General features: G+C 71.5%; 16 protein-coding genes and 3 tRNA genes. 13 read left to right on the forward strand and 6 right to left on the reverse strand.

All coding sequences use genetic code 11. From position 1 onward, the window contains the following. The first annotated feature begins 20 nt into the window (after positions 1-20). From folC to EV684_RS11840, 9 genes are all read left to right on the forward strand, one after another. Positions 21-1,304: a bifunctional tetrahydrofolate synthase/dihydrofolate synthase gene (gene folC, locus EV684_RS11800; RefSeq protein WP_132647456.1), complete on the forward strand. Its 1,284-nt coding sequence runs from the start codon at positions 21-23 to the stop codon at positions 1,302-1,304. A 6-nt stretch (positions 1,305-1,310) separates the two neighbouring features. Then, positions 1,311-2,081, forward strand: a complete 771-nt coding sequence (locus EV684_RS11805; protein ID WP_132647458.1) for an SPOR domain-containing protein — start codon at positions 1,311-1,313, stop codon at positions 2,079-2,081. Then, complete coding sequence (locus EV684_RS11810; RefSeq protein WP_132647460.1) at positions 2,081-2,578, forward strand: CvpA family protein; 498 nt, start codon at positions 2,081-2,083, stop codon at positions 2,576-2,578. Before EV684_RS11805 ends, EV684_RS11810 begins: the two co-directional genes overlap by 1 nt. An 11-nt stretch (positions 2,579-2,589) precedes the next feature. Then, entirely contained in the window at positions 2,590-4,098 is a 1,509-nt protein-coding gene (gene purF, locus EV684_RS11815; protein ID WP_132647462.1) for an amidophosphoribosyltransferase, read from the forward strand. 4 nt (positions 4,099-4,102) lie between these two features. Further along, positions 4,103-5,308, forward strand: a complete 1,206-nt coding sequence (locus EV684_RS11820) for an O-succinylhomoserine sulfhydrylase (protein WP_132647464.1) — start codon at positions 4,103-4,105, stop codon at positions 5,306-5,308. Continuing rightward, positions 5,305-6,693, forward strand: coding sequence for a glutamate--tRNA ligase (gene gltX, locus EV684_RS11825; RefSeq protein ID WP_132647466.1), 1,389 nt, complete (start codon positions 5,305-5,307; stop codon positions 6,691-6,693). Before EV684_RS11820 ends, gltX begins: the two co-directional genes overlap by 4 nt. Positions 6,694-6,745: 52 nt before the next feature. Then, positions 6,746-6,821 (forward strand) — tRNA-Ala (locus EV684_RS11830). A 37-nt stretch (positions 6,822-6,858) separates the two neighbouring features. After that, a tRNA-Glu gene (locus tag EV684_RS11835) sits at positions 6,859-6,934 on the forward strand. Between the two features lie 94 nt (positions 6,935-7,028). Further along, positions 7,029-7,104: transfer RNA gene (locus tag EV684_RS11840), tRNA-Glu, on the forward strand. 43 nt (positions 7,105-7,147) lie between these two features. Here EV684_RS11840 and EV684_RS11845 read toward each other — a convergent pair. Further along, positions 7,148-7,795 carry a TetR/AcrR family transcriptional regulator gene (locus tag EV684_RS11845; protein WP_375138648.1) on the reverse strand — a complete coding sequence of 216 codons (648 nt, stop codon included), beginning with the start codon at positions 7,793-7,795 and terminating at the stop codon, positions 7,148-7,150. Between the two features lie 120 nt (positions 7,796-7,915). On the opposite strand from EV684_RS11845, the gene EV684_RS11850 reads away from it, so the two are divergent. Both EV684_RS11850 and EV684_RS11855 read left to right on the forward strand, forming a co-directional pair. Further along, positions 7,916-8,611, forward strand: a complete 696-nt coding sequence (locus EV684_RS11850; RefSeq protein WP_132647470.1) for a DAPG hydrolase family protein — start codon at positions 7,916-7,918, stop codon at positions 8,609-8,611. 76 nt (positions 8,612-8,687) lie between these two features. Next, complete coding sequence (locus tag EV684_RS11855) at positions 8,688-8,936, forward strand: hypothetical protein (RefSeq protein ID WP_207184601.1); 249 nt, start codon at positions 8,688-8,690, stop codon at positions 8,934-8,936. 88 nt (positions 8,937-9,024) lie between these two features. Here EV684_RS11855 and EV684_RS11860 read toward each other — a convergent pair whose 3' ends face one another. Continuing rightward, positions 9,025-9,447, reverse strand: coding sequence for a DUF1810 domain-containing protein (locus tag EV684_RS11860; protein WP_132647472.1), 423 nt, complete (start codon positions 9,445-9,447; stop codon positions 9,025-9,027). 102 nt (positions 9,448-9,549) lie between these two features. Then, complete coding sequence (locus tag EV684_RS11865) at positions 9,550-11,334, reverse strand: ATP-binding cassette domain-containing protein (RefSeq protein ID WP_242478674.1); 1,785 nt, start codon at positions 11,332-11,334, stop codon at positions 9,550-9,552. Between the two features lie 212 nt (positions 11,335-11,546). On the opposite strand from EV684_RS11865, the gene EV684_RS11870 reads away from it, so the two are divergent. Beyond that, positions 11,547-12,077 carry a DUF3280 domain-containing protein gene (locus EV684_RS11870; protein ID WP_132647474.1) on the forward strand — a complete coding sequence of 177 codons (531 nt, stop codon included), beginning with the start codon at positions 11,547-11,549 and terminating at the stop codon, positions 12,075-12,077. On the opposite strand, the gene EV684_RS11875 is transcribed toward EV684_RS11870, so the two are convergent. Next, entirely contained in the window at positions 12,065-12,574 is a 510-nt protein-coding gene (locus tag EV684_RS11875) for a hypothetical protein (protein ID WP_242478675.1), read from the reverse strand. The genes EV684_RS11870 and EV684_RS11875 overlap by 13 nt on opposite strands. A 59-nt stretch (positions 12,575-12,633) precedes the next feature. On the opposite strand from EV684_RS11875, the gene EV684_RS11880 reads away from it, so the two are divergent. Continuing rightward, positions 12,634-13,467, forward strand: coding sequence for a DUF72 domain-containing protein (locus EV684_RS11880; RefSeq protein ID WP_132647478.1), 834 nt, complete (start codon positions 12,634-12,636; stop codon positions 13,465-13,467). A 24-nt stretch (positions 13,468-13,491) separates the two neighbouring features. Here the strand turns inward: EV684_RS11880 and EV684_RS11885 are convergent, their stop codons facing one another. Together EV684_RS11885 and EV684_RS24365 are read right to left on the reverse strand one after the other, a co-directional pair. Next, on the reverse strand, positions 13,492-13,860 hold the full coding sequence (locus EV684_RS11885; protein WP_132647480.1) for a VOC family protein: 369 nt from the start codon (positions 13,858-13,860) through the stop codon (positions 13,492-13,494). Between the two features lie 77 nt (positions 13,861-13,937). After that, on the reverse strand, positions 13,938-14,831 hold the full coding sequence (locus tag EV684_RS24365) for a tetratricopeptide repeat protein (protein ID WP_132647482.1): 894 nt from the start codon (positions 14,829-14,831) through the stop codon (positions 13,938-13,940). Positions 14,832-14,910 lie beyond the last annotated feature (79 nt).

A 14,910-nucleotide genomic window follows, 5' to 3' on the forward strand; every position in this document is an offset into this window, starting at 1 on the left:
CGCGGCCCGGTTTTGCTTCCATGACCGCCTTGCCCGCCACGCTCGACGACTGGCTCGCCCACTGCGAGCGCATGCACCCGATCTCGATGGACCTGTCGCTGGAGCGCACCGTCGAGGTCGCCCGCCGGCTGGGCATCGGTTTCACGATGCCGCTGGTCGTCGTCGCCGGCACCAACGGCAAGGGCTCGACCTGCGCGATGCTGGAGTCGATCGCGCTGCAGGCCGGCTACCGCGTGGGCCTGTACCAGAAGCCCGAGCTGGTGCATTTCACCGAACGCTGCCGCGTCGACGGCCGCCCGGTCGATGCCGACGCGCTGCTGCCGCACTTCGATGCGGTGGAGCAGGCGCGCGGCGACATCACGCTGACCAAGTTCGAGTTCACGACGCTGGCCATCGCCCGGCTGCTGTCGCAGGCGCCGCTGGACCTGGTGATCCTCGAGGTCGGCCTGGGCGGGCGCTACGACGCCGTCAACGCCTTCGACGCCGACTGCTCGGTCATCACCAGCATCGACCTGGACCACACCGAGTTCCTCGGCCCCGACCGCGAGAGCATCGGCTTCGAGAAGGCCCACGTCATGCGCACCGGCCGCCCGGCGATCGTCGGCGACCCGCTGCCGCCGGCCAGCGTCGTCGACCACGCGCGCGAGATCGGCGCCGACCTCTGGCGGGCCGGGCGCGACTTCCGTCACGACGGCGACCGCCAGCAGTGGAACTGGGCCGGCCGCGGCCGGCGCTACAACGGCCTGGGCTACCCGGCGCTGCGCGGCGCCAACCAGTTGCTCAACGCGTCGGCGGCGCTGGCGGCTTTCGAGAGCCTGCGTGAGCGCCTGCCGATCAGCGCCCAGGCGGTGCGCACCGGGCTGGCGCTGGTCGACCTGCCGGGGCGTTTCCAGGTCGTGCCGGGGCAGCCGGCGCTGGTGCTGGACGTCGCGCACAACCCGCAGTCCGTCGCCGCGCTGGCGCTCAACCTCGACACGATGGGTTTCTACCCGCGCACGCGCGCGGTCTTCGGCGCGATGCGCGACAAGGACATCGCCGGCGCGCTGGCGAAGATCCGGCCGCTGATCGACGAATGGCACGTCTGCGCGCTGCCGACGGCGCGCGCCGCGACGGCCGACGAACTCGCTGCGGTGCTGGGCGAAGCGACGCCGGTGCTGCGCCACGCCACGCCCAGCGAGGCCTTGCGCGCCGCGCTGGCGGCCTCCGACCCTGCCGATAGAATCGTCGTCTTCGGATCGTTCTACACCGTGGGCGGCGTTCTGCGCGACGGCCTGCCGCGGCTGTCGGCGCCGCACGCCGGCTGACACCCGATGCCCCTGCCTTCGTTCCTGAAGCGAAAGACCTCTCCCGCGACCGAGCGCCGTGGCGCCCCGTCCGCCGACGGCGCCGACGTCCAGGCCGCGCGCACCCGCGCCCGCCGCCGCCTGATCGGCGCCGCGGTGCTGCTGGTCGCCGGCGTCATCGGTTTTCCGATCGTCTTCGACACCCAGCCGCGCCCGGTCCCGGTCGACGTGCCGATCGAGCTGCGCGGCAGCGCGGCGTCGGCGCCGGGGGCTTTGCTGCCGCCGCGCAGCGCCCGCTCCAGCGGCGTGGTCGTGGCCGACGCGCCGGTGGATGAGGAGGTCTCGCCGCCGGCGTCCGAGTCACGGGACATCCCCGAGCCCAAGGCCGAGACGCCGCCGGCGCCGCCGGCGCCCCCCTCTCCGGTGGCGTCGGCTCCGGTCGTCAAGCCCGACGCCGCGGCGACGATCGCCAAGCCGGCTTCCGCCGTCGCGCCCAAGCCGGCGGCCGCCGCACGCGCCGAGGCCGAACGTGCCAAGGCCCTGCTCGACGGCGCCGCGGCGCCGAAGGAAGCGCGTTTTGTCGTCCAGATCGGCGCCTTCGCCGACAACGCGGCGCTGAACCAGGCGCGTTCGCGTGCCGACAAGAGCGGGCTCAAGACCTACACCCAGGTCGTCGACACCAGCGCCGGCAAACGCACGCGGCTGCGCGTCGGCCCCTTCGACAGCCGCGAGGCCGCCGACCGTGCCGCCGCCAAGCTCAAGGCCGAAGGCCTGCCGGCGGCGGTGCTGACGCTGTGATGCCCGATTTCGGCTGGGTCGACTGGACGCTGCTGGCCGTGCTCGCGGTGTCGACCGTCATCGGCCTGGTGCGCGGTTTCGTCTTCGAGGCGATGTCGCTGGCCGGCTGGGTCGTCTCCTGGTTCGCCGCGCAGTGGTTCGCCGCCGACCTGGCGCGCCACCTGCCGGTCGGCACGCCGGGCGGCGCGCTGAACCACGTCGCCGCCTTCGTGCTCACCTTCGTCGCCGCGCTCGTCGTGTGGTCGCTGCTGTCGCGCCTGGTGCGCCTGATCGTGCACGCGACGCCGCTGTCGCCGGCCGACCGCGCGCTCGGCGCCGGTTTCGGCCTGCTTCGCGGTGGCGTCCTGCTGCTGGCGCTGGCGACCGTCGTCGCCTTGACGCCGGCGTCTCAATCCGTCGCCTGGCGCCAGTCGCAGGGCGCGCTGTGGCTCAATACCGCCATGCAGGGGCTCAAGCCCGTGCTGCCGGTCGATCTGGCCCGGCACCTGCCGGCCTGAAAGGAACTCCCATGTGCGGCATCGTCGGCGTCATCGCGAAGACGCCCGTCAACCAGCTGATCTACGACGCGCTGCTGCTGCTGCAGCACCGCGGCCAGGACGCCGCGGGCATCGTCACGATGCAGGGCACGAAGTGCTTCATGCACAAGGCGCGCGGCATGGTGCGCGACGTCTTCCGCACGCGCAACATGCGCGCGCTGCCGGGCAACGTCGGCCTGGGCCAGGTGCGCTACCCGACCGCCGGCAACGCCTACAGCGAGGAAGAGGCGCAGCCCTTCTACGTCAACGCGCCGTTCGGCGTCGTGCTGGTGCACAACGGCAACCTGACCAACGCCCCCGCGCTGAAGCAGGAGCTGTTCGACGTCGACCGGCGCCACATCAACACCGAGAGCGACACCGAGGTGCTGATCAACGTGCTGGCGCACGAACTCGACAAGGCCGCCACCGGCCTGCCGCTGACGCCGCAGGAGATCTTCACCGCCGTCGCCGCGGTGCACAAGCGTGTGCGCGGCTCGTACGCGGTGATCGCGCTCGTCGCCGGCTACGGCCTGCTGGCCTTCCGCGACCCGCACGGCATCCGCCCGCTGTGCCTGGGCGTCGGCGCCGACGGCGAGACGATGCTCGCCAGCGAGTCGGTGGCCATCGAGGGCAGCGGCTTTCGCTTCGTGCGCGACATCGCGCCGGGCGAGGCGGTCTTCATCGACGAGGCCGGCAACACCCACACCCGCCAGTGCGCCGAGGCGCCGCGGCTGAACCCCTGCATCTTCGAGTACGTCTACCTCGCGCGGCCCGACTCGGTGATGGACGGCATCTCGGTCTACCAGGCGCGGCTGAACCTCGGCGAGACGCTGGCGCAGCGCCTGATCTCGACGATGCCGCCCAGCGAGATCGACGTCGTGATCCCGATCCCCGAATCGAGCCGGCCGAGCGCGATGCAGCTGGCGCACAAGATCGGCAAGCCCTACCGCGAAGGCTTCGTCAAGAACCGCTACGTCGGCCGCACCTTCATCATGCCGGGCCAGTCGGTGCGCAAGAAGAGCGTGCGCCAGAAGCTCAACGCGATCGGCGTCGAGTTCAAGGGCCGCAACGTGCTGCTGGTCGACGACTCCATCGTGCGTGGCACGACGAGCAAGGAGATCGTGCAGATGGCGCGCGAGGCCGGCGCCCGCCGCGTCTACATGGCCAGCGCCGCGCCGCCGGTGCGTTTCCCCAACGTCTACGGCATCGACATGCCGACAAAGGAAGAGCTGATCGCGCACGGCCGCAGCATCGAGCAGATCCGCGAGTTCATCGGCGCCGACGCGCTGATCTACCAGGACGTCGACGCGATGAAGCGCGTCGTCGGCGCGCTCAACCCGAACGTGCAGGGCTTCGAGGCGAGCTGCTTCGACGGCGTCTACGTCACCGGCGACGTCAGCGCCGCCGATTTCCAGGCGATGGAGACGCAGCGCAAGCTGCAGTTCGACGAGGAAGACGGCCCGGCCCGCTCCCGACTGGCGCTGCAAAGCGCCGAGGAATGATCCGATGATCCGCAAGACCGACCTGCCCGCCGACGCGCGCCGCGACACCCTGGCCGTGCGCGAGGGCCTGCCCTGCACCGAATGGGGCGAGAACTCCGAGGCGCTGTTCATCACCAGCAGCTTCGTGCACCCCGACGCCGAGACCGCCGCGCGCCGCTTCGCCAACGAGGAGGAGGCCTTCGTCTACAGCCGCTTCTCCAACCCGACGGTGACGATGATGGAGCGCCGGCTGGCGGCGCTGGAAGGCACGAGCGGCTGCATCGGCACCGCCAGCGGCATGTCGGCGATCCTGCTGCTGGTGCTGGGGCTGCTGAAGGGCGGCGACCACGTCGTCTGCTCGCGCAGCGTCTTCGGCTCGACGATCAAGCTGTTCCAGGACTTCGCCAAGTTCGGCATCGAGACCACGTTCGTCTCGCAGACCGAGGTCGCCCAGTGGCGCGACGCGATGCGCCCGAACACCAAGCTGCTGTTCGCCGAGACGCCCAGCAACCCGCTGACCGAGACCTGCGACATCCGCGCGCTGGCCGAGATCGCGCATGCCGGCGGCGCCAAGCTGGCCGTCGACAACTGCTTCTGCACGCCGGCGCTGCAGCGCCCGGTCGAGTTCGGCGCCGACTTCGTCGTGCACTCGGGCACCAAGTTCCTCGACGGCCAGGGGCGTGTCGTCGCCGGCGCCGTCTGCGGCCCGGCCGAGGCGATCGACGGCCAGTTGGTGCCGGTGATGCGCAGCGCCGGCATGGCGCTGTCGCCGTTCAACGCCTGGGTGGTGCTGAAGGGCCTGGAGACGCTGTCGATCCGGCTGAAGGCGCAGAGCGAACGGGCACTGGCGCTGGCGCGCTGGCTGGAGGCGCACCCGGCCGTCGAACGCGTCTACCACCCGGGGCTCGAATCGCACCCGCAGCACGCGCTGGCGATGGCCCAGCAGGACGGCTGCGGCGGCGCCGTCGTGTCCTTCATCGCACGCGGCGAACGTGCCGGCGCTTTCGCCGTCATCGACGCGACGCGCATCTGCTCGATCACTTCCAACCTGGGCGACACCAAGACCACGATCACGCACCCGGCGAGCACTTCGCACGGGCGCTTGAGCGAGGATCAGCGCCAGGCCGCCGGCATCACCCAGGGCATGATCCGTGTCGCGGTCGGCCTCGAAGACATCGAAGACCTGAAGGCCGACCTCGCGCGCGGCCTGGATCAACTGAAACTGGCATGAACGTCCGCACCCGCATTGCCCCGTCGCCGACGGGTTTCCTGCACCTGGGCACCGCGCGCACCGCGCTGTATTCCTGGGCCTACGCCCGACACTTCGGCGGCCAGTTCGTGCTGCGCATCGAGGACACCGACGTCCAGCGCTCGACGCAGGAATCGGTCGACCAGATCCTCGACGCGATGAAGTGGCTGGGCCTGGAATACGACGAAGGCCCGTTCTATCAGACGCAGCGCCTGGAGCGTTACCACGCCGTCATCGAGCAGATGCTTGCCGAAGGCACGGCCTACAAGTGCTATTGCACGCCCGAGGAACTGGACGCGATGCGCGAGGAGCAGCGCGCACGCGGCGAGAAGACGCGCTACGACGGCCGCTGGCGCCCCGAGCCGGGCAAGGTGCTGCCGCCGGTGCCCGAGGGCGTGAAGCCGGTGGTGCGCTTTCACAATCCGCCGCAGGGCATGGTCGCCTGGGACGACCTGGTCAAGGGCCCGATCATGATCTCCAACACCGAGATCGACGACCTGATCATCCTGCGCCCGGACGGCATGCCGACCTACAACTTCGCGGTGGTGATCGACGACTGGGACATGAAGATCACCCACGTCTTCCGCGGCGACGAGCACATCAACAACACGCCCTGGCAGATCAACATCTTCCGCGCGCTGGGTGCGCCGCTGCCGCGGTTCGGCCACTGCCCGATCATCCTCGGCGACGACGGTCTGAAGCTGTCCAAGCGCCGCGGCGCGGTCAGCGTCACCGCCTACCAGGAGATGGGCTACCTGCCCGAGGCGATGCTGAACTACCTCGCGCGCCTGGGCTGGAGCCACGGCGACGAGGAACTGTTTCTGCGCGACCAGATGGTGCGCTGGTTCGACGGCAGCCACCTCGCCAAGAGCCCGGCGCAATGGGACCCGGCCAAGCTGGCCTGGGTCAACGCGCACTACATGAAGCAGGCCGACGACTCGCGCCTGGCGGGCCTGGTGCAGCAGCAACTCGCGTCGCGCGGCGTCGCGGTGGCCGACCTGGACCAGCTGACCCGCGCCGCGGCGCTGTTCAAGGACCGCTGCACGACGGTCGTCGAACTCGCCGACTGGGTCGAGATGCTCTACGTGCCGATCACCCCGCGCGACGAGGACCTGCAGGCCCATGTCACCGAGGCGGTCAAACCGGCGATCCGCGCGCTGCGCGAGCGTTTCGAAACCCTCGAATGGGACAAGGCCACGATCGCCGCGGCGATGAAGCAGGCGCTGGGCGAGTTCGGCCTGAAGATGCCGCAACTGGCGCCGGCGCTGCGTGTGCTGGTCTGCGGTCGGCCGCAAACGCCGTCGATCGACGCGGTCCTGGCGCTGTTCGATCGAAAAATCGTCATCGAACGCTTGCAATCCGCCTGAAATACGTTCTATACTCTTGGTCTCGCTTGAACGGCGTTGAACGTACTCACAAGGGGGTATAGCTCAGCTGGGAGAGCGCTTGCATGGCATGCAAGAGGTCAGCGGTTCGATCCCGCTTACCTCCACCAAAAGTCATCGGCGCCGTTCGAGAAGTGCGAAGAATCAGTCCCCTTCGTCTAGAGGCCTAGGACACGACCCTTTCACGGTTGTAACAGGGGTTCGAATCCCCTAGGGGACGCCAAACAGCAGACGGCACCGCAAGGTGTCGTTTGTCTTTTCAAGGCCGGTTTTCCGCGTCGGGAGAATCGGTTTCGCACGAGGCGACGCAAAGTCCTGTCCCCTTCGTCTAGAGGCCTAGGACACGACCCTTTCACGGTTGTAACAGGGGTTCGAATCCCCTAGGGGACGCCATTCAGGAGGCAGCACACGGCACCGCAAGGTGCCGTTTGTCATTTCAGGGCCGCGGCGACCACTCGCAAGCCTCCCCGGCCAGCAGCTGCAGCGCCTGTTCGATGCGCGGCCCCGGATCCCACCCGGGCACTGGCGGCGTCAGGCCCAGGGCCATCTGCCGCAGCGGTTCGGCGATCACCATCGACAGCAGCAGGTCGCAGACGAGCTCCGGCGCCTCGACCTTCAGCAAGCCCTTGGCGCACTGGCGCCGCAGCCAGTCCGCCAGCATCGCGCGGCCGCGTTCGATGCCGTTGCGCTGGTAGACCTCCAGCAGGTCCGGCTTGGCCGGGAAATCCGTGCTCAGCAGGCGGAACAGCCCGACGGCGTCGGCCGACAGCACGCGTTCGGCCACCTGCCGCAGGATCGCCGCCAGCGCCGGCTGCAACTCCGCGGCCGAGCCCGCGTCGGCCGCCATCGCGGGGCGGAAAGCGTCGGTCCAGCTGCGCACGACCAGCGCCACCAGCTCCTCGCGGTTGGCCGCCAGGCGGTACAGCGTCTTCTTCGCCAGCCCGGCGCGCCTGGCCACGGCTTCCATCGTCGTCGCCGCATAACCCTCGTGCAGCAGCAGCCAGGTCGCGGCGTCGACGGCGGCGTCGTGGGCCTCGTGTTCGGGACGGGCGGGGCGCCCGCGTGGCCGGGCGGGGGCAGGCATGAGGTCGGCTGGCATCGGGCTTCGGGTCGTGGGCGGTGCACGATTATCCGTCATTAAAGAAACGATCAACGTTTCTTTAATGTACGATGGTGCTTCCCGCCGACCGACAACGGAAACACCATGAACGACCACGCCTTCGAACCCGACATCTCGCGCATCGACGAACTGCTGCAGATCACCCCGCTGCGCCTGGAGACCGGCATCTGCCGCCTGCCCAGCGGCTGCCTGGTGGTCGCCTGCCGCACCGACATGCACGGCTGCAGCGGCCGCATGCTGGACTGGTGGTTCAAGTTCTTCGAGACCACGCAGCACATCAAGTGGTGGCACCCGCACGACCACGTCGCCCATCACGGCTGGGACGCACGCTGGAAGAAGGGCGAGAACTACATCGGCGCTTGCATCGAGGCCGTCGAGTCGCTGGCCGACATCCCGCCCGTGACGGCCAGGCTCAAGTTCCACGATCCGCGCGAGCTGTTCGACCCGGCGCAGCTGGAGCTGGCGTTTGCCGAGCAGCGCGCCTCGGCCGCCGTCTACGCGCGCATCGGCTTCGGCGACCACGTGCAGCTCGACGCCCAGGGCGACCCGCAGGACGGCCAGATGGTGCACCTGGCGCGCGACACGCCTTTCGGCTGCGTGCTGCGCAGCCGCTTCCTGCTCGGCCGCTCGAGCGCCGACCCGGCCCGCGAACTGCCCGACGCGCTGGGCCTCGCGCTGCTGCGTCACTGCTACACCGAGTTCAGCTATCTGTCGCGTTTCCTGCCGTCGCTGTACTACGGCGAGCACGCCAACGGCGAGGCGGCGCCGCTGCCCTGGTAAGCCGCGCCGCGCTCGGCGGGTGCGAGACTTGCCGCCGGGGCTGGCCGGCATGTGCCGGCGCGAGCCGGAGCGCCAGATGGCCCAGATTCCTCACCGTGTCGTCGGCGCCTGGCAGGCCGTGCGCGACTTCGACGAGCGACGCCCCAGCCTGCCCGGCGAGCACCTGGCGACCTTGGGCGCCGGGCTGGCGCTGCTGCGCCAGGCGCCCCGGACAAGCTCGACGCTGTCGCGCGTGCTGGTGTTCGCGGCAGGCGCGGCGCTGCTCTGGCGCGCCGCCAGTGGCCGCGACGGCCTCCGGCGCTTCACCCGCGGGAAGAGCCGATGAACACCGCTGCGCTCGACGCGCGAAGGGCAGACCGACAGCAAGGCCGCCGACGGCTCGGACGCCGGCAAGCCGCGCACGCGCGGCCGCTTCAGATCTGCCCGGCCGTCAACGGATCGGGCTGGCCGTCGTAGAAACGTTCGAGCAGCTGGCGGAACACCGGCTCCTCGGGCGCCACCGCGGCAAACAGGGTCAGCGAAGAACGCAGCTTCAGGTCGTCGGGGCTGCCGAAGACCTGCAGCGCCGACGGGTGGCCGGGCACTGCCAGCAGCGCCTCGCAGCAGCGCTTCAGGCGCGGCCCCAGCACCGGGTGCTGCCAGTACGCCAGCGCTTCGTCCCGCCCGTGCAGGCCGTACAGCCGCGCCATCGAGCTGCGCCCCAGGCTCGCCAGCTGCGGAAAGATGAACCACATCCAGTGCGTCGTCTTGCGACCGGCGCCGATCTCGGCGAGCACGCGGTCGATGACCGGGCCCTGCGCATCGACGAAACGTTGCAGGTCGTGGCGGTCTTCCATCGTCGGCCCCAGGCAAGCGTCGAACCCGGCGCGGCGAGCCTCGGCCGCCGCGCCCCTCGTGCACGAGGATGCCGCTTGTGCCGTCGCTCGGGTTGACTGCCGTCAAGCGGTCGTGGTGGCCGCCGGCTCGCTTTCGGTTCCGAGCAGCATCGCCGCGAACAGCGGCTGGCGCATGCGCAGTTCCTCGACGCTGCCGACGTCGACGACACCGCCGCCGACCATGAAGACGACGCGATCGAAGTGCGCCAGCAGCGACATCCGGTGCACTGCCGAGACGATGCAGGCGCCGGGAAACGCCGCCGCCAGGCGCTGGTGCACACGCTGCTCGGTCAGCGCGTCGAGGGCGCTGGTCGGCTCGTCGAGCAGCAGCAGCGAGCTGTCGCACGCGGCCAGCACGCCGCGCGCGAGCGCCAGCCGCTGGCGCTGCCCGCCGGAGAGGTTGAAGCCGCGTTCGCTCATCGGCGTCGCCAGCCCGTGCGGCAGGCCCTGCAGCACCGTGTCCAGCGCGCTGGCATGCACCGCCTGCGCCAGCGCGGCCTCGGTCACGGCGCGCTCGAGCGTGATGTTCTCGTGCATCGTCGCTTCGAAGATCTCGGCTTCCTGCGGGATCAGCGTCGCCAGTTCGCCGAGATGGCGGCGCCCGGCCTGCACGGTGCCGTCGACCGCCACGCGCCCGCCCTGGGCGTCGTAGAGCCCCGCCAGCACGCGCAGCAAGGTGCTCTTGCCCGAGCCGCTGGGGCCGACGAGCGCCAGGCGTTCGCCGCGGCGCAGTGTCAGGCTCACGCCGTGCAGGCCGCCGCGTGCGGCGCCGGCGTGCTGGAAGACGAGGCCGTGCAGCTCGATCGTCTGCCAGCGGGTGTCCGGCGCCGGGCCCGAGGGCCGCGGCGGCGGCGCTTCGCGGATCAGTTCGCCGCTGGCGAAGTGGGTGCGCATGCGCGCCAGGTTCTGGTAGTTCGCCGCGATCGACCCCATCACGCCCGACGCCTGCTGGGCGTACTGGTAGACCATGAACAGGCTGCCGATCAGCAGCGTGCCGCCTGCCGCCGGGGCGGCCGACAGCGCGTAGGCGACGACCAGGCCCCAGCTCAGTCCGAGCCCCAGCAGGTCGACCGCGCACCACTTCCATTCGGTCAGCACGATGGCGCGCCGCAGCGGCACGAACACCGCCGCCAGGCGCGTGGCGAGAAGGCCGCGTGTCGCGGCCTGCAGGCGCAGGCTGGCGACCGCCGAGATGTTGCCGACGAAGTCCAGCAGCCGCGCGGCGTAGCGGCGTTCGGCGAGGTTCTCGTCCGCGGCCAGGCGCATCAGCGCGCGGTCGAAGCGCAGGATCACCGTGCCGATGGCGACGAAGCCGACCAGCGCCAACGCACCCGTCTGGCGCGACAGCAGCGCCAACGCGACCAGCGGGCCGGCGACGTTGATCGTGTTCTGCAGGTAGATGAACTGGCTCTGCGTGAAGTCGTAGAGCGCGGTGCCGGTCATCGCGACGCGGTGCTGCAGCTCGCCCGAGTGGTGGCGTTCGTGCCAGGCCAGCGGCGCGTGCACCAGCTGCGTGTACATCGCATCGGCGACACCGGCGCGCACGCGCACCGCGACCGAACGCTCCAGCACCCGCGCCGGCCCGTGCAGTGCCCACAGCGCCAGGCTGGTGCCGACGATGGCCAGGATCCACAGCCCGGCGTCGGCAAGCCCGGAGGCGCCGCGCGTCTGCAGCGTGTCGATGGCCTGGGCGGCCAGCCAGGGCAGGGCGAGCTTGAGCAGCTGCGCGCCGGTCTGCATCGCCAGCGCCGCGCCCAGCCGCGCACGCATGCCCTGGGCGTGGTGCCAGAGGTGGCGGTACATCTGCGCCAGCGGGGCCGGGCGGACCGGTGTCGGGGTGTCGCTCATCGGCAGGCAGGGGCGGGTGTGACCTCGACGCCGACTGTAGGAGGCCGCCGGAAGCGGCGTCAGTCAGGGCGGCGAGGCACACCTTGTCGGAATCCGGCCGACAGGAATCCAGCGACGTGATTCGCGGGACAACGCCAGTGGCCGGGGTGCGGGCCTGCCGCGAAGATCGGCACGCCGGCTGCGTCGCCGGCCTGCACCTGCCCCCACACCCGATGCGACACCTGCTGCTCCTGTTGCTTGCCGCCTGCCTGCTGCCGTTACCGGCCGACGCGGGGGCGGCCGATGCGCCGCCACTGGCCGTGCTCGACCTGGAACTCGTCGACGAGCACCACAACCCGGCGACGCTGGCCGACCAGCAGCGCCGCCTGGCCGAAGCCGGTGAGCAGCTGCGGCGCGAACTCGTCGCCGTTGGCGCCTACCGCGTCGTCGACGCCGCGCCGGCCGCGCCGCTGATCGCACGCCTGCGTGCGCAGCACGAGTACCTCTACCGCTGTGACGACTGTGCCGACCAGGTCGGCCGCGCGCTCGGCACGCGCCTCGTGATGACGGCATGGGTGCAGAAGGTCAGCGAGCTGATCCTCAACGTCAACCTGCAGGTGCGCGACGTCGAGACCGGCCGCCTCGTGCTGACGAAGTCGGCCGACATGCGCGGCAACCGCGACGAGTCCTGGCGCCGCGCCGTGCACTTCCTGGTGCGCGACCTCGCCGAGCGCCGTGCACTCGACCCGGGCTACGGGCGCTGAGCGGTGTTGGTGGCCGTCGCCTCGACCGCCGGGCAGGCCTGGGCGCTGCGCCAGCCCTTCAGGAAGGCCCGCCGCGCGCCGCCGGAGATGACGGCCGCCGTCACCTCGCGCGAATGGCGCTCGGCACCGGAGAGCTTGCGCACCCAGCCGCGGAACGGGAGGATGCCTTCGGCGGTACGCCGCACCGCGCCGATGGCGGCGTCGCCAGCCGCGTCGCCGCCGCGTTCCAGCAGGCCGCGCTCGCCGTCGCTCGGGGGGGCGTCGAGGTCGGGGCCGAGCGCGTCGTCAAGCGCGGCGATCTCCGCTGCGGTGCTCGTGCAACTGGTGTCGGGCGCCAGCCGGTAGGGCGCTTTGCGGGCGCCGAGCAGGGCTTGCGGGATGGCTTCGCGCACGACGTTGAGGTCTTTCAGCGGGGCCGTTGCCGCATCGCCGGCGCGGCCGACTTCCTTGGATGCGCAGGCGCCGAGCAGGCAGGCCGCGAGGGCGGGCAGGAGCATTCGAACAGGCAGGGACATCTCCCGAGTATCTCCGCCACGCTGACCGAGAGGAGCAATGGATGAGCGCGACGATCCGCGTGGGCATCGGCGGCTGGGTCTACGAACCCTGGCGCGAGACCTTCTACCCGCCGGGCCTGCCTGCGGCGCAGGCGCTGCGCTACGCCAGCACGCGCCTCGACGCGATCGAGGTCAACGGCACCTTCTACAGCACGCAGCGGCCCTCGACCTTCGCCGCCTGGCGCGACCAGACGCCCGAGGGCTTCGTCTTCGCGCTGAAGGCGCCGCGTTTTGCCACCCACCGGCGGGTGCTGGCCGACGCCGGCGAGTCGATCGGGGCGTTCGTTGCCAGCGGCATCGGCGAACTCGGCGACAAGCTCGGCCCCATCCTCTGGCAGTTCGCGCCGAGCAAACGTTTCGACGCCGCCGAGATCGAGGCCTTCGTGCGCCTGCTGCCGCGCGAGGCGCACGGCCGGCCGCTGCGCCATGCGCTGGAGCCGCGCCACGACTGCTTTCGCTGCCCCGAGTACGTCGAGCTGGCGCGCCGGCTGGGTGTCGCGACCGTCTTCACCGACTCCGACGAGCACCCTTCGTTCGCCGACCCGAGCGGCGACTTCGTCTACGCCCGGCTGATGCGCACGCAGTCGGCCGAGCCGCAAGGCCTGCCGCCGCGCCTGTTCCCGGCGCTGGCCGCCTGCGCGCGCCACTGGCGCGACGGCGGCGAGCCCGCGGGCCTGCCGCGCGTGCTGCCGCCGTTGCCCGCCGGGCCGCCGCGCGACGTCTTCCTGTTCTTCATCGCCGGCGCCAAGGAACGTGCGCCGGCCGCGGCGATGGCCTTGCGCCGCTGCCTGGCCGCGGCTCAGGGCGAACCGCCCGCGTCGCCGCAAGTGGCTTAGCCGGCCCCGGGGCCGGCCCGCTCGTCAGGCCGGCCGGTGGATCACCGCCTCGACGTTGTGGCCGTCGGGGCCGATGACGAAGGCGGCGTAGTAGTTCGGGTGGTAGTGCGGGCGCAGCCCGGGGCCGCCGTGGTCCTGCGCGCCGGCGGCCAGCGCCGCGGCGTGGAAGGCGTCGACCTGGGCGCGGCTTTCGGCGACGAAGGCCAGGTGCAAGGGCGCCGGCGCCGTGCGGCTTTCGTACAGCCACAGCGAGGGCTTGCCGTCGCGGCCGAGGCCGACGCTGCCGTCGGGGCCCTTCATCACCAGCTCGACGCGCAGCGGCGCCAGTGCCGCCAGGAAGAAGGTGGTGCTGGCTTCGAGGTCGCGAACGCCGAAGCCGAGGTGGTCGAACATGGGATCTCCCGCTCGCGGCGAGGGCCGCGTGGTCAGGCGATGCTAGGGCTGCGGCGCCTGGTGCAGGCGCATCGCCGTCAAGGGCGCAGCGCCCGGCGGCGCGCGGCGGCCTCGGCGGCGGCCGCGGCATCGCCGCGTGCGCTGTGGATCGCCTCGAGTTCCTCCAGCACGCCGGCATCGGGCCGGCCGGCGGCCGCCGCGGCCCGGTCCAGCGCGGTCAGGATCGCCAGCGCCTCGTCGAGCTGGCCGGCTTCGCGCAGCGCCCAGGCGAGCGAGAACCGTGCGGCCTGGACGCGTTCCGGCTGGCCCCGCTCGATCCGCAGGGCCAGGGCGGCCCGGAACTGGGCGACGGCCTCGTCGTGGCGGCCCAGGTCGTGCAGCGCATAACCCAGGTTGTTGCGCAGCGAGGCCTCCCAGCGACGCGCGGCGGGCTGCGGCGAGGCCAGGGCCAGGTCCAGCGCCTGCTGCGTCCAGCGCATCGCGTCGGCCGGCTCGCGGTCGACAAAAGCCATCATGTGCAGCGCGTCCACAGCCAGGTCGTCCAGGCCGCTGCGGCGCGCGATTTCGGCGGCGGCCAGGTAGTCGGCACGCGCCGCCGCCAGCGCCTGCGGCGTGCGTGCCGCGTCGTCGTGCACCGGCGAGATCCGCGCCCGGCCGCGCTCCAGATGAAAGCGCACGCTCGCTTGCGGACCGGCCGTGGCCAGCGCCGGCTCGACGGCCGCCAGTTCGGCGAGCGCACCGTCGAAGTCGCCGCGCAGGCCCTGGGTGCGCGCGATCTGGGTGCGCAGGACGAGCGCGTCGTCGCCGCGTGCGTCGGCCAGCGCGGCGCGCAAACGCTGCTCGCTCAGCGCCGGCTGGCCGAAGTCCCAGAGCGCGTCCAGGTCCAGCGCGGCGGCCGGCAGCGCCGACGCGGCGAACATCGCGGCCACGAGGACGCGCAGCGGGCGGGGCAGGGTGGGAAGACGTTGCATCGAAACCTCGGCGTGAACCTGGCCCGATTCTGTGCGGTGGTGCCGGCGCGGCGACCCCGCGTTCAGCAGGTGTCGCGTC

The organism is Rubrivivax gelatinosus (assembly GCF_004340905.1).
GTDB lineage: Bacteria > Pseudomonadota > Gammaproteobacteria > Burkholderiales > Burkholderiaceae_C > Rubrivivax > Rubrivivax gelatinosus.